We start from the raw sequence: 14,021 nt of genomic DNA, 5'->3' as shown, positions 1-14,021 counted from the left end.
GCCCGAGAGTATACCCTATCGTGGCAGTGTCGGCATCACGCAGCGCGTGGGCAAGGTCAAGTCCTGCGCGCTGACCTTCAGGGCGGTCTCGAACCCGTAGCCGCTGCCCTCGACGTCCAGCCGCGCGGTCCCGACGCCCTGCTTCTGCATGGTGAATACATACAGCGGCTTGATCGCCTGGTGGTCGGCCGGCCGCATCCACAGATCGGCCCCTTCCTGCGTCCACCGCATGCCCGACAATTGCCGGGCGACCGAGACCGCGTCGGCCGACCCGCCCTTTTCCAGCGCCGCCGCCAGCATGTCCACCATGTGCAGCATGCGGGCGTTCAGGTAGTCGTCGGCTGGCCGCGGGAATTGCTTGCGGTAGGCGGCATAGGCCGCGTCCATGCCGGGCTCGCCGGCGTTGTAGTGCCATTCGGCCACCGCGCGCACCTTGCCCACGCCGGCATCGCCGATCGCCGCCGGCGCACCCAGGGCGTTCGCATAGAAGGTGTAGAAGTTGGCGTTGACGCCCGCTTCGCGCGCCGCCTTGATCAGCAGCGTCAGGTCATTGCCCCAGTTGCCGGTAATGACGGTGTCGGCCCCGCTGGCCACGATCTTGGCGGCATACGGCGCGAAATCCTTGACCTTGCCGATCGCGTGGAACTCGTCCGCCACGATCTGCACGTCGGGCCGCTTGGCGGCGAGCGCGCTGCGCGCCGCCTGCGATACCTGCTGGCCAAAGCTGTAGTCCTGGTTGATCAGGTAGACCTTGCGCACACTCCGGTCGCGCTTCATGACCTCGGTCAGGGCTGCCATGCGCATGTCGGAATTGGCGTCGAACCGGAAATGCCAGGGGCTGCACTTCTCGTTGGTCAGGGCGGGATCGACAGCCGAATAGTTCAGGAACACCATGCGCCGCGACGGATTGCGCTGATTGTGGCGGTTGATGCCTTCCAGCAGGCCGGCCGCCACCGCCGAACTATTGCCCTGCAGGATCAGGGTCATGCCCTGGTCGCTGGCCGCGCGCAGCAGCAGCAGCGCTTCGTCGACCTGGTTCTTGCTGTCGAAGCTGACCAGTTCCAGCGGATGCCTGCCGTCGGCCAGCGTCACGCCGCCCCTGGCGTTGATGCGATCCACCGCAAACCGCAGGTTGCGCATGATGGCGTCGCCCGTGTTGGCGAACGGACCGGACATGGCCTCGATCACGGCAAGCCGGATGGGCGATGCGGGGGCTGCGGCCGGAACGGCCGCTATCGCCGCCAACGGCGCTGCAGCGGCTGCAACGGTCAACACACTTACAATGCGGGCCAGGAACCCGAAGCTGCGACTAGAGGTCACACGCTTCTCCACCAAGTCGAAAAAGGGGATTGTATGGGTATCAGTCAAGGGATGCGCCGGCGCCTGCCGCACGTGCTGGCCGCCGCTGCGCTGGCGGCGCTGCTGGGCGCCTGTGCCAGTCCGGCCAGCATCCAGCCCGGCGAAACCCAGGCTGCCACCATGGCGCGCCTGGGCAAGCCCGCGGTCGAGCGGCCGTTGCCAAACGGCGGCACGCGACTCATCTACACGTCGCAACCGATGGGTCAGTACACCTGGATCACCGACTACGACGCGAACCACGTGGCCGTCTCGACCGTGCAGGCGCTGACGAGCAACCGCTTCCAGATGATCAACGACGGTCTGGAAGAAGGTAAATGGAACCGGGACCGGATGATTTTCGAATTCGGACCGCCTGCCGAAATCCGGCGTGTGGCCTACCCCGCGGACCAGGCAGTGTGGGGCTACCGCTTTCGCCAGGACGGCGTCTGGAACTCGCTGATGTACGTCTATGTGCGCGACCGCGACGGCGTCGTGACCCGCTTCCACCCGGGCCCCGACCCCCTGGCGGATCCGCGTGAAGGCTTCGGCCGGTAAGCGTTGCGCCGGCACGGGCTGACCGGGGAGCAGTGGTAAGCGTCGACTGCGCATCGCAAGCGCCGTGACCAAGCTGGAAACTGACAAGGCCGTGCCGCAAGGTACGGCCTTGTCGTTTGTGGGGGCGGGCCAGGTCCACGAACCGGTCCGCCGGACGTAGCACCACTGATTGGGCGATGCGCCAAATTGCCATAGAATGATACGCATTCTCATGGAGGGGACCATGGCCGGCGCGCACGCCCTTGGACACGACCAGATCACGACGCTCTACCGCCACCATCACGCCTGGCTGTGCGGATGGCTGCACGCCCGCGTGCGTTCGCGCCAGGATGCCGACGAGATCGCGCAGGACACCTTCGTGCGCATCATCGAAAAGCGGGATGCGCTGTACATGGACGAAGCCAAGGCCTTGCTGACAACCATTGCCAAGGGACTGCTGATCGACCATTTCCGCCGCGCCGCCCTGGCACGGGCCTATGTGGCGGCGTTGGAGGCGATGCCGCCTGCGCACGCGCCTTCTCCGGAAGCGCAGGCCCTGGTACTGGAAACATTGGTGGCGGTGGACCGGCTGTTGCGGCGCCTGCCCGCCAAGGTGCGGGAGGTGTTCCTGATGGCGCAGCTGGACGGGCTGGCCTATGCCGATATCGCCGCGCAGCGGGGGATATCGATCCGGACCGTGCAGCACTACATGACGCAGGCCTGGCGGCTTTGCTACGACGCGGCATGAACGACCGGATGCGTGGCAGCATGCAGGCCGGCTTGCGCGACGGTCTGCACGACAGCGCAACCGACAGCCTTCGGGATACCGCCATCGCCTGGAAAGTGCGCCTGCAATCGGGCGCGGCGTCTCAAGCCGAATGTGAATCCTTCGCACGTTGGCGCGATGCGGATCCGGCGCATGCACTGGCCTGGGACCGGCTGCAGCACATCGGCACCCTGCTCACCGTCATGCCGGCCCGCACGCTGCGCAGCACCCTGGCGCGCGCCGATGCGGACCGCGCGCGCACCGGGCGGCGAGCTGTCCTCAAGTCCCTATTGCTAGTGGGCGGCACCGCGACGGGCGCTGGCGCAACCTGGTCCGGCTACCAGTGGCTGCCCTGGCAGGATCTGGTCGCCGACTATTACACCGCCGTTGGCGACCAGGCCCAGGTGTCGCTGGACGACGCCAGCCGCATCACGCTCAACACCAACACCGCCATTGCGGTGCATCTGGACGCCAGCCACCGCGCCATCGACCTGCTGCGCGGCGAGATCCTGCTGCGCGTCGGCAACCGCGGCCGGCAACAGCCGCTGCAGGTGCGCGATCCGGCAGGCGTGGTCAGCGCCACGGAGGGCCGATTTGCCGTCAGGCGAACGCCGGCCGGCACCCGTGTTGCGGTCTACGACGGCCAGGTCCGGATTACCTGCGCAGACGGCCCGCAAGCACTGTTGCGGGCGGGCAGCGCGGCCTGTTTCACGGCCCGCCAGGTCGGCCCGGCGATGCCCCTGGAGGACGGCGACGGCGCGTGGACGGACGGCGTCATCGTGGCGCAGGCCATGCGCCTGGGCGATCTGGTGGCCGAACTCGCGCGCTATCGCGTCGGCCTCGTCCAGTGCGCGGCGGACATTGCCGATCACCGCATTTCGGGGGTCTATCCCGTCATGAACACCGATCACGCGCTCGACGCCATCGCCCGGGTGTTGCCGGTGTCGGTGCACCGGCGCACCCGGTATTGGGTCACGGTGACGGCGGCGTGAAGGGGGGCAGGCCAGGCGCGCAGGCCTGATGCGCCTTGGGCAGTTACACCTTCCTTTGCGTGTTTTGCGATCTCGTCCGGTATCCAGGCATCCGATTGACGAACCCAGGACGCTCATGATCCGCCCTCGCCCCGCCCCGCGTATTGCCCGGCCCCTTTCCGCCCGACACGGGCGCACACCTTTCGCGTCGACCCGCCGCTTTCTGCACACGGCGCCGGTGCTGTCGCTACCCCTGGTGCTGGGCATGCCCGCCGCGCTGGTCCTTGCAGGCATCGCCGCGCCGGCTGCGTACGCACAGGACGCCAGCTACCCGGTGGATCTGCCCGCAGGCGACCTTGGCCCGACGCTGAACCGCTATGCACGCAGCGCCGGTGTGTTGCTGTCGTTCGATCCGGAACAGGTGGCCGGCAAAACGGCGCCGGCGCTGCGCGGCACCTACACGGTAGGCCAGGGGTTCGCCCTGCTGCTGTCCGGCGCGGGCCTGGCCGCAGTGCCGGATGGCCGCGGCGGGTATGCCTTGACCCCGCGGACCGGTGCCTCGGTGGCACCCGCCAGCACCGGTCCGGCGCCCGCGACCTTGACCCCGATCGCCGTGTCGGCCCCTGCCCTGGGCAGCGACGCTGCGCCCCGCGGTTTCGTGGCGCGGCAGGCGGAATCCGCAACCAAGACCGGAACGCCGATCAACGAAACGCCGCGTTCGATCGCCGTGATTACGCGTGACGAGCTGGACGTGCGCGGCGCGCAAAGCCTGCCCGAAGCCGTCCGGTACACCGCGGGCGTGGTCACGGGCGCCTACGGCTACGATCCCCGTTTCGACCAGATCAGCATTCGCGGTTTTCCGGTGAATACGTACGGCGACTACCGTGACGGCTTGCGCCAGGGGCAAGGATCGTATGCCTACTTCAAGTCCGAGCCCTATGGCCTGGAACGGATCGACGTCGTCAAGGGGCCGGCGTCGGTGCTGTATGGCCAGAGCACGCCGGGAGGCCTGATCGACCGCATCAGCAAGCAACCCACCGCCACGCCGCTGCGCGAATTGGAAGTCCAGGCCGGCAACCATGACCGCAAGCAGCTGGCCGGCGACTTCGGCGGCGCGCTGGACGCCGACGGCAAGGTGCTGTGGCGCGTGACCGGCATGGCCCGTGACGCCGACACGGATGCCAAGGCCGCCAACAATCGTTATTACCTGGCGCCATCGCTGACCTGGCAGGCAAGCGACAAGACCCGAGTCACCGTCATGGCGCACGCCTTGAAGGACGAGACTGACAGCAGCGTGGGCGTGTACCAGGATAACGGCCGCGCGTCGCGCAACCGGGTGAGCGACTATGGCTACGACTACCAGAAGCAGGAGCAATACCAGCTCGGCTATCGCCTGGACCACACCTTCAACGACACGCTGTCGTTCACGCAGAAGGCCCGCTATGGCGTGATCAACGTACATGCGCGCTACCTGAGCGGCGCCGGGCTGGTGCCCGGCACGCGCCTGCTCCGGCGCACCGCCTACGCCATCGAAAACAAGGTCGATACCTTTGTGATCGACAACCAGTTCCACGCCAAGGCTCGCACCGGGCCGGTCGATCACCGCCTGCTGTTCGGCATCGATTACCAAAAGGTCGCGTCCACCTTCGGGCTGGGCGTGGGCAACGCGGCGGACTATCCAGTCCTGAATCTGGACAATCCGGTGTACGGCAATGTGAGTGCGCCGACCCCCGAGCTTGCGCCGCGCACCGGCACCTTTGTCGACCAACTGGGCGTGTACGTGGCCGACCAGATGTCGTGGCACCGCTGGCGCTTCAACGTGGGCGTGCGTCGCGACGGCGTCGAACATGAAGCGCGCAACCTGGGCACGGCGGCGGTCACGACCGACAAGCGCAGTCATGCCATCACCACCCAGGCCGGCGTGCTGTATGCCTTCGACAATGGCGTGTCGCCCTATGCAAGTTACGCCACATCGTTCCAGCCGAACACGTCGCTGTCGGTGAGCGGGTCACCGCTCGATCCGACCAAGGCGCGACAGTTCGAAGTCGGCGTGAAATTCCAGCCGCGCAACGAAGACGCGTTCCTGACCGCGTCCCTGTTCGACCTGACCGAACAGAACGCCGTGCGCAGCATTCCGGGCACCGCGTTTTCCGAACTGACCGGACAGGTCCGCTCGCGTGGGCTCGAGTTGCAGGGCAAGGCCAGCCTGACCCGCGATGTGAACCTGACCGCGTCCTATACCTATAACCACACCGAAGTGACGCGGTCGACGGACCCTGCCGAGATCGGCAAGGAATTGCCGGTCACGCCGCGCCACACGGCGTCGCTGTGGGCGGACACGGTCTTGCGCACCACGCCGCTTGCCGGACTGGGACTGGGCGCGGGCGTGCGGTTCATTGGCGCCAACAAGACCGACAAAATCAACGCGTCCACCAATCCCGGCACGACCTTGATGGACCTGGCCGTGTACTACGATCTTGCCCGCCTCGACGCAAGCATGAAAGGCTGGCGCGGCGCGGTGAACGTCCAGAACCTGTTCGACAAGGACATGGAGGTGTGCAACGCCGGCTTCTGCTATCGCGGCCAGCGCCGCACCGTCATTGCGTCCTTGCGTTATCGCTGGTGAACCAGCCACCCAAGAAAGGAAAGATGTTGACCCTGCCTTCCCAGACCCTGTCGCCAACACCACATGGCCTTGCGCGGCGCCTGATGGCCCTGGCGCGATGGGCGACCGCAACGACCGCGCTCGCCGTCCATGCGGTCGCCTTTGCCGCCGCGCCGGCGCAGTCGCCGGGCTCTGCGCCCCTGCCCGCGGATCCCGCTGCCGCCGCGGCAGACGCCGCCCCGCCCGTGGCGCTGCCCGGCACGCGCCACCTTGCCATGCAGAGCGCCAAGGGGCGCGAGTACCGCATCATGATCACCGAAGCCAAGGACCCGGCGCCGGCCAATGGCTACCAGGTGCTGTACGTGCTCGATGGCAATTCGGTGTTCGGCGCTTTCAGCGACACCTTGCGCCTGCAGCGCTTCGAGTTCGACAAGGCCATGGTGGTCGCGATCGGCTACCCGACCGACCAGCCCTATGATTTCAAGGGCCGATCGTACGATTACTCGCCCCCGGCGCCTGCAGGCCGTGAACGTCCGCCGGGTGCGCCGGCACTGGGCGGCCACGACGAGATGCTGGACTTCATCGAGCACCAGCTGCAGCCCGAGCTGGCCCGCCGCTACAAGGTGGACCGGACGCAGCAGAGCCTGTTCGGGCATTCGTTCGGCGGGATGTTCACGCTGCACGCTCTGTACACGCGGCCCTGGCTGTTCACCCACTACATCGCGGCCAGCCCGTCGATCTGGTGGCAGGACCGCTACCTGTTGCCCGAAGAACGCGCCTTTACGCAGCGCGCGCAGGCCGGTCAGGTGAACCTGACGCAGACAACGCTGATGCTGTTCGCCGGCGGGCGCGAACCACCGATGATGCTGCGGGACGCGCAGGCCTTGCACGGGCGCCTGCAGGCCCTGTCCGGCCTGGGGCTGACGACGTCGTACGAAACGCTGGCCGACGAAACCCACGGCACGGTGCCGATTGCCGCGGTCACCCGCGTGATGCGGCATGTGTTCACGGCTCGGACGCGCTGAGACCTTGCCCCCGGCGCAATGACAAACGGCCCGCACTATGCGGCCTGCAATGACAAACGGCCCGCACTATGCGGGCCGTTCATCGTTCAACGATCCGAAGGATCAGTACTTGCCGGACAGCAGCGAGCCGCAGTTCGGCACGCGCGTTTCCAGGTTCAGCACCTTGAGCATGCGATACACGGTCGCCACCGCGGCCGAGATCACCGGCTTGCCCAGGCGGTCTTCGACCATCTGGATCGAGTCGAGCGACGGCATCTGCACGCAGGCGGACAGCACGACCACGTCGACGCCGCTGGTGTCCAGGCGCTTGACGTGCTCGGCCGGAGCCAGCGAAGGCTGACGGCCCACTTCCAGGTTGTCCGAGATTTCCAGCGACACGCTGTCCTGCACTTCAAAGCCTTCATGCTCGATGTAGTCGACGACCATGCCGGTCAGCGGCTTCATGTACGGGGTCAGCACCGACACCTTCTTGGCGCCCATCGCTTGCAGGCCTTCGATCAGCGCACCGGCGCTCGACACCACGGGCGCGGCGGCGTTGTTGCCCACCGTGACCTGGTGCAGGCGTTCCTGCGATTCACGGTGATAGCCGCGGCCCATGCTCATGATAGCGACCAGGCAGGCATAGCCGAGCACGTCGACACGGGCGTCCGACAGCTCCAGTGCGCAGCGGTCCGATTCCTTGTCCATCAGCACCAGTTCTTCCTTGGTCACCTTCTTCATGCGCATGCGGCTCGAATGGAAGGTAAAGCGCTCGGGCAGGATGGTCTGGCGGCGCAGCAGCATCGCCGGAATTTCCGTTTCCATCGTGGTGTTCGAGCTGGGGACGATCTGACCGATACGGTAGACGCGCGATTCGTTGCTTTCCATGAACTTCTCCAGGTAGGACACGGGTCGCGGGCAACACCCGGCAGATCCGCGCAAATCATTAATCTTCAGTGTACTGATAGTTGACACCCGCCCAGGCGGGAAAACCTGCGTTGCGGTCAGGCCTTGCGCAGCGGGCCTGACGCCCGTCGCACTGCCTGACCCGGCTGCTTGACCGGGCCGCCTTACTCCGGCAACCTTGCTCTGGCTGCCTTACTCCGGCGTAATGCCCGCCGCCTTCACCGTCTTGGCCCAGTAGGCCAGGTCGGTGCGCACGCGCTGCGCCAGCGCTTCCGGACCTTCAAACTTCACTTCGATACCTGCGCCTTCGGCACGCTTGACGCTTTCCGGCGTCGCCAGCGCTTTCTGCACATTGGCGGCCAGCGTTGCGATCACCGGCTTGGGCGTGCCCGCCGGGGCAAACAACGCCACCCACGATTCCAGCTGAAAGGCCGGCAGGCCGGCTTCGGCGCTGGTCGGCACATTCGGCAGCATCGGATGGCGCTTCTGGCTGGTCACGGCCAACGCCTTCAACTTGCCCGTCTGCACATGGCCCATGACCGAGGGCGGCGTGGTGATGAAGAGCTGCACGTTGCCTGCCAGCACGTCCTGGATCGCCGGACCCGAGCCGCGATACGGCACGTGCGTGATCTGCGTGCCGCTCTGCTGCTTGAAGATCTCGGTGCCGATGTGCGACATCGACCCGATGCCCTGCGACGCGTAGTTGTACTTGCCCGGCGCCTGCTTGAAATACGCAGCCAGTTCCTTCAGGTTGTTGGCCGGCACGCTGGTAGGCACCGTCACCACATTGGTTGCGACCGTCAACAAGGCAACCGGCTCGAAGTCCTTGAGCGGATCCCACGGCAGCTTGGCGGTGATGGCCGGGTTGCCGACGTGGTACGCCGAATACGAAATCAGCAGCGTGTAGCCATCGGGCTTGGCGCGGGCCACGTACTGGTACGCAATGTTGCCGCTGCCGCCGTCCTTGTTCTCGACCACGGCCGTCTTGCCGATCACCCGGCTCAGCGGTTCGCTCAGCACCCGCGCCGACGTATCGACCAGCCCGCCCGGCGGGTTGGGCACGATCAGGGTGATCGGCCGGCTCGGAAATTCATCCGCCGCCAGGGCGATGGGGGGACTGGCAAGCAAAGGGGGTGTCGCGAGCAAGGCCACGGCCGCAGCCGCTTTCAGTCGGGTCATGAGAGTCTCAAAGTTTGTCGTTATGTGAAGCGTATTCTTCACGGTATATTCGATATACGCCAATATCGTTTTCGTCTAGATCGATATGGCGCGCGTATGGATCATACCTGGAGCCCCGCCGTGGAACTTCGCCAACTCCGCTACTTCTCCGTCCTGGCCGAAGAGCTGAACTTCACGCGCGCCGCCGCCCGTCTCCATATCTCCCAACCGCCGCTCAGCATGCAGATCGCGCAGCTGGAAACCGAGCTGGGCGCCGCGCTGTTTCGCCGCACCAGCCGCCGGGTGGAACTGACGGAAGCCGGCGTCTGCTTCCTGCACGACGTGCGCGCCATCCTGGCCCGGCTCAAGGACGCTGGCGTGCGCGTGCGGGCCGTGGACCAGGGCCTGGCCGGCCGGGTCGAAGTCGGCCTGTCGGGCTCTCACTTTCTGGGTCCCCTCCCCGACCTGATCGCCCGGTACGCCATCACCCATCCGGAAGTGTCTGTCATCCTGAACGAGATGAAACCCAGCGACCAGATCGATGCCTTGCGCGAACACCGTATCGACGTCAGCTTTACGCGCGCCTGCATTGCCGACCCGCTGCTGGACTGCGTGCCGCTCTGGCCCGATCCGGTCCTGGCCGTGCTGCCCGCCGGCCACCCGCTCGCCGCCAAACGGCAACTGCGCCTGGCGGAACTGGCCGACGAACACTTCGTGGTCCTGCGCCGCGATACCTCGGCGTTCGCGCAGCACATCTTCGACTGCTGCGCCAAGGCCGGCTTTACGCCGCAGGCGTCGCAAGCCGTGTCCGAAGTGCCGGCGCAACTGAACCTGGTCGAAGCCGGCCTGGGTGTGGCATTGGTGCCGGCGTCGACCTGCCAGCGCCTCAAGCCCGGCGTGGTCACCTGCACGCTGACGGACCCCACTCCCCAAGCCAACGTCTTTGCCATCGTGCGCAAGGACAGCCCGACCAAGGCACGCGAAACCTTCCTGGCATCGATCGCCGCGCCGCTGGACGCATGACGCCGCCGATACGCCGCTGACCCAACCAGCAGCGTCGCCAACACGCCGCTGACCAAAAAAAACGAGGCCGCAGCCTCGTTTTCCTTCAATCCATGCCGTTGCGCCGGCGCCGCTGCTGCAGCTTGCGCGCCTTCTGCCAACGCCATGCCCACATCACGTAGCCCGACAGGCCATAGATCACGAACAAGCCGAACAGCACGATGGGCGGATCGCTGGAAATGAACACGAACGCCGCGACCACCACCAGGATCATCCAGAACGGCACGCTGCGACCCAGCGCAAACGACTTTCCGCTGAAGAACAGCGCATTGGACACCATGCTGACCCCCGCATAGATGGTCAGGCCGAACGCCACCCACGGCATCCACAGTTCGCGGATCGGCAGCTTGTTGTCGATTGCCAGCCAGACGAACCCGGCCACCAGCGCGGCCGACGCCGGACTGGGCAGGCCTTGGAAGAAGCGCTTGTCGACCACGCCGATATTGGTGTTGAACCGAGCCAGCCGCAACGCCGCGCCCGCGACATACACAAAGGCCGCCAGCCAGCCCCACCGCCCGAGCGGACTCAGGATCCACTCGTACATGACAAGAGCAGGCGCGACGCCGAACGAGCACATGTCCGACAAGGAATCGTACTGTTCGCCGAATGCCGACTGCGTGTTGGTCAACCGGGCCACGCGGCCATCCATGCCATCCAGCACCATGGCCACGAAAATCGCGATCGCCGCCATCTCGAACTGGTCGTTCATGGCCTGCACGATGGCGTAGAAACCGGCGAACAGGGCCGCCGTGGTGAATGCATTGGGCAGCAGGTAAATGCCGCGGTGACGAGGTTCTTGTGTGTTCATGGACGAAGGTTAACCGATGGCGCCGGGGCCGCCAATCGAGGCGGCGTGCCCGGCACGGCGTCAACCTCGGTACAGTAGAGTCGGGCGGAGCATGCTGACACCTGCCGCCCGGCCCGCTCTCCTTCCACGGAATCCCTTCATGTTCACCCTGACCGACCTGAGTTTTACCGTTGCCGGCCGCTGCCTGCTGCAGCCGCTCACGCTCACCCTGGCCCCCGGGCAGGTGACCGGCCTGATCGGCCATAACGGGTCGGGCAAGTCGACCTTGATCAAGCTGCTGGCGCGACAACAGGTCGCGACCAGCGGCACGGCGACACTGGAAGGCGTCGCGCTGGCGGACTGGCCGGATCGCGACTACGCGCGCCGCGTTGCCTATCTGCCTCAACAACTGCCGGCGGTCGAAGGCCTGACGGTGCGCAACCTGGTCGGCTACGGACGCTACCCGTGGCATGGCGCACTGGGACGCATCGGCAGCCACGACATCGCGCTGATCGAGCAGGCCATGCGGCATGCCGACGTGGCCGGTTTTGCCGACCGCTGGGTCGACAGCCTGTCGGGCGGCGAGCGCCAGCGCGTCTGGCTCGCGATGCTGCTTGCGCAGGATTGCCGCTATCTGTTGCTGGACGAGCCCACGTCGGCGCTCGACATCGCGCATCAGGTGGACGTGCTTGCGAGGGTGCGGGAACTCAGCCGCGAGCTGGGCCTGGGCGTGCTGGTGGTGCTCCACGACGTCAATATGGCGGCACGCTACTGCGATCACCTGGTCGCATTGCGTGGGGGGCACCTGCTGTCGCAAGGCGCGCCCACCGACCTGCTGCAGAGCGATATGCTTGCATCGATCTATGGACTTCCGATGGGGGTGCTGCCGCATCCGCATGACGGGACGGTGCTGACGTATATCCGCTGATGGCGGCCAGTCGATGTCCCGGGGCGGACCTTGCAGGCCGGCTTCAGGGCGCGGTCGGCACGCCTTGCGGCGCACTTGGCGGCGGTGCCGACAGAAGCGGACAGTTGCCGCACAGGGGCTGCGCGGGCAGCAGATAGCGCACGCAACACACACGCCGCTGCCGCCAGCGGCGGTCGACGGCAGGCGACATGACAAGGTCGTCGCCGGCGTGGCGATCCATCGGCAGTCCGTCCGACACATCGCGATACCGCACGGTGTTGAAGAAGGGGTTCGCCTTGCCGTCAGGTCGATAGGGCCGGTCCACCACATCCAGCACCCGGGCGGCGCCACGATGGTCCGCTGCGTCGGCCGGCTCGTTCCCCCGGTCCGCCAGGACGCGCACCACGGCTTCGACATAGTTGCCGGCGTTGCTCCAAAAGACGCGCGGCGACAGGCGGCTATAGGCGGACAGCGCCGCAATGACCGGCGCCAGATGATCATCGATCAGCGGTGTCAATCGTGTCAGGGCGCCGCCGGGGGGCGGCACGGTACAGGCGCTGCCCGAGCCGCCGCCGCATGAACTGTCCAGGGCCCCCTCGGCGGGACCTCCGGCACCGGGCAGCTTGAAGGCAACAGGAGCGCCATCCTCGTCCAACACCAGATCGATGTCGGCGGCGCGCAAGGGAAGACCATGATCAAGCACCAAGGCCGCCGCCAGAACGGGCGGCAGCAGGCGCACGAAATACCGCTTGGACCATTCGGACGCCAGCGCACGCCGATCGCCCGCCGGATGGTTGCGGCCGAAGTGCGCAATGCACCGTGCCAGTTCGCCCGGATCGTCATCCAGCAGCGGGGCCAACGATATGACCGGACGGCCACCCGTCGTCAGCACCAGGGCGTCTTGCCAGTCCGCCAGCGGGCCGACAAACAGCGGTGCAAGCGCCGGGATTATCATCCGGGCACTTGCATGGATGGTTTGGCTGCGGACATGGCGCGGACGGCGTCGGCAACCTGCCCGGCCAGCCGCTCGACCGACGTCGGTCCGCCAAACGTCCAGTAAGGCGACGGCAAGAACGCGTAGCGCCCCGCGCGTGCCACGGGCAGTGCCTGCCACAGCGGCGTCTTGAACAACGGGGCGCCTTCCTGCCCGCCCACGAACAACGCGGTCAGATCGTTCCGGCCTGCGATCTCGCGCACCCCGATGCGTCGATGCAAAGCATGACCCGACGCCAGCCGCCAGGGGTTGGCAACGTCCAGCCGGTTCATCAACGCGGCGATCATCGACTGGTCATTCGAGACGATAAAGGTGCCCTCCCGTGACAACGGATAGAACGGCACGACGGGCGTGCCCGCCAGTCCTTTGCTCGCGATCGCAGCCCTGGTTTGGCTCACCGCCCTGGCCGATGACGCGAGCATACGCCGCGCGATGTCTTGCCGGCCGGTCATATTGCCCAAGGTCGCAAGCATGGCCGCGCCGATGTCGACGCCATCGAGCGAGCCAGGCGCCAGCGACACCTGAAACAGCAGCGTGGGCGCGATCCGCTGCAGCCGGTCGAACAGGGGCAGGTGCAGATAGGACACGCCAACGATCAGGTCCGGCTGCAGGCGCACCAGGGCTTCCAGATCGGGCTGTTGCGGACTGCCGAGCGGCTGGCTGTCTTTCAACAGGTCGGCATGCAGGTCGACGTAACGCCGGTAGCTGTCGAGATTGGCGGCGGCCAGCGGCGCCACGCCCAGCGACATCAGGATTTCGGTGCTGAGGTCGTCAAGGCTGACGATGCGGCGCGCCCGTGCCGGCAGATCGGCCGACTGCCGCGCGATCACAGGCCCCGTCTGCCCTGCGCCGGGCGCACGGACCGTCCCAGGGCTGGGCACCAGAACCGGCCCGGCAGCCGCCGCAGCCCCGACCGCCTGCGCCGCCACCCACGCCGGCGTCACGCCTAGCGCCGCTGCACACCCTGCGCGCCACCCCGCTGCGCACAG

The 14,021-nt window shown here is 66.7% G+C and carries 13 protein-coding genes; 7 read left to right on the top strand and 6 right to left on the bottom strand.

Annotated features, from left to right (window positions below; translation table 11 throughout):
* Positions 1-15: 15 nt before the first annotated feature.
* Positions 16-1,272, bottom strand: coding sequence for a branched-chain amino acid ABC transporter substrate-binding protein (locus IE116_RS25755; RefSeq protein WP_373303030.1), 1,257 nt, complete (start codon positions 1,270-1,272; stop codon positions 16-18).
* An 81-nt stretch (positions 1,273-1,353) separates the two neighbouring features.
* Between IE116_RS25755 and IE116_RS25750 the strand changes: the two genes are divergently transcribed.
* The 5 genes from IE116_RS25750 to IE116_RS00110 all read left to right on the top strand — a co-directional run bounded on the left by IE116_RS25750 (position 1,354) and on the right by IE116_RS00110 (position 7,239).
* Positions 1,354-1,893, top strand: a complete 540-nt coding sequence (locus IE116_RS25750; RefSeq protein WP_229827926.1) for a hypothetical protein — start codon at positions 1,354-1,356, stop codon at positions 1,891-1,893.
* A gap of 223 nt (positions 1,894-2,116) precedes the next feature.
* On the top strand, positions 2,117-2,620 hold the full coding sequence (locus IE116_RS00125; protein WP_189608729.1) for a sigma-70 family RNA polymerase sigma factor: 504 nt from the start codon (positions 2,117-2,119) through the stop codon (positions 2,618-2,620).
* Positions 2,617-3,630, top strand: coding sequence for a FecR domain-containing protein (locus IE116_RS00120; protein ID WP_189608727.1), 1,014 nt, complete (start codon positions 2,617-2,619; stop codon positions 3,628-3,630). Before IE116_RS00125 ends, IE116_RS00120 begins: the two co-directional genes overlap by 4 nt.
* 115 nt (positions 3,631-3,745) lie before the next feature.
* Positions 3,746-6,235, top strand: coding sequence for a TonB-dependent siderophore receptor (locus IE116_RS00115; RefSeq protein ID WP_189608725.1), 2,490 nt, complete (start codon positions 3,746-3,748; stop codon positions 6,233-6,235).
* 23 nt (positions 6,236-6,258) lie between these two features.
* Positions 6,259-7,239: an alpha/beta hydrolase gene (locus tag IE116_RS00110; protein ID WP_229827925.1), complete on the top strand. Its 981-nt coding sequence runs from the start codon at positions 6,259-6,261 to the stop codon at positions 7,237-7,239.
* 102 nt (positions 7,240-7,341) lie between these two features.
* On the opposite strand, the gene IE116_RS00105 is transcribed toward IE116_RS00110, so the two are convergent.
* Both IE116_RS00105 and IE116_RS00100 read right to left on the bottom strand, forming a co-directional pair.
* Positions 7,342-8,106: a maleate cis-trans isomerase family protein gene (locus IE116_RS00105; RefSeq protein WP_308428189.1), complete on the bottom strand. Its 765-nt coding sequence runs from the start codon at positions 8,104-8,106 to the stop codon at positions 7,342-7,344.
* A 210-nt stretch (positions 8,107-8,316) separates the two neighbouring features.
* The gene (locus tag IE116_RS00100) at positions 8,317-9,303 is read right to left on the bottom strand and encodes a Bug family tripartite tricarboxylate transporter substrate binding protein (protein WP_189608722.1); all 987 of its coding nucleotides are present in this window, start codon (positions 9,301-9,303) and stop codon (positions 8,317-8,319) included.
* A 120-nt stretch (positions 9,304-9,423) separates the two neighbouring features.
* Here IE116_RS00100 and IE116_RS00095 point away from each other — a divergent pair, with 120 nt between their 5' ends.
* The gene (locus IE116_RS00095) at positions 9,424-10,305 is read left to right on the top strand and encodes a LysR substrate-binding domain-containing protein (RefSeq protein ID WP_189608721.1); all 882 of its coding nucleotides are present in this window, start codon (positions 9,424-9,426) and stop codon (positions 10,303-10,305) included.
* Between the two features lie 85 nt (positions 10,306-10,390).
* Here IE116_RS00095 and pssA read toward each other — a convergent pair whose 3' ends face one another.
* The gene (gene pssA, locus IE116_RS00090) at positions 10,391-11,152 is read right to left on the bottom strand and encodes a CDP-diacylglycerol--serine O-phosphatidyltransferase (RefSeq protein ID WP_189608719.1); all 762 of its coding nucleotides are present in this window, start codon (positions 11,150-11,152) and stop codon (positions 10,391-10,393) included.
* A 139-nt stretch (positions 11,153-11,291) separates the two neighbouring features.
* On the opposite strand from pssA, the gene IE116_RS00085 reads away from it, so the two are divergent.
* Entirely contained in the window at positions 11,292-12,059 is a 768-nt protein-coding gene (locus IE116_RS00085) for an ATP-binding cassette domain-containing protein (RefSeq protein WP_189608717.1), read from the top strand.
* A 43-nt stretch (positions 12,060-12,102) separates the two neighbouring features.
* Here IE116_RS00085 and fhuF read toward each other — a convergent pair whose 3' ends face one another.
* Both fhuF and IE116_RS00075 read right to left on the bottom strand, forming a co-directional pair.
* Positions 12,103-12,993, bottom strand: coding sequence for a siderophore-iron reductase FhuF (gene fhuF, locus IE116_RS00080; protein ID WP_229827924.1), 891 nt, complete (start codon positions 12,991-12,993; stop codon positions 12,103-12,105).
* Positions 12,990-13,976 carry an iron-siderophore ABC transporter substrate-binding protein gene (locus IE116_RS00075; protein WP_229827923.1) on the bottom strand — a complete coding sequence of 329 codons (987 nt, stop codon included), beginning with the start codon at positions 13,974-13,976 and terminating at the stop codon, positions 12,990-12,992. Before IE116_RS00075 ends, fhuF begins: the two co-directional genes overlap by 4 nt.
* Between the last annotated feature and the right edge of the window lie 45 nt (positions 13,977-14,021).

This window comes from Pigmentiphaga litoralis (assembly GCF_014651835.1).
GTDB lineage: Bacteria > Pseudomonadota > Gammaproteobacteria > Burkholderiales > Burkholderiaceae_B > Pigmentiphaga > Pigmentiphaga litoralis.
The sequence above is the reverse complement of the archived record's forward strand: the minus strand, read 5'-3'. Positions and strand labels throughout refer to the sequence as shown.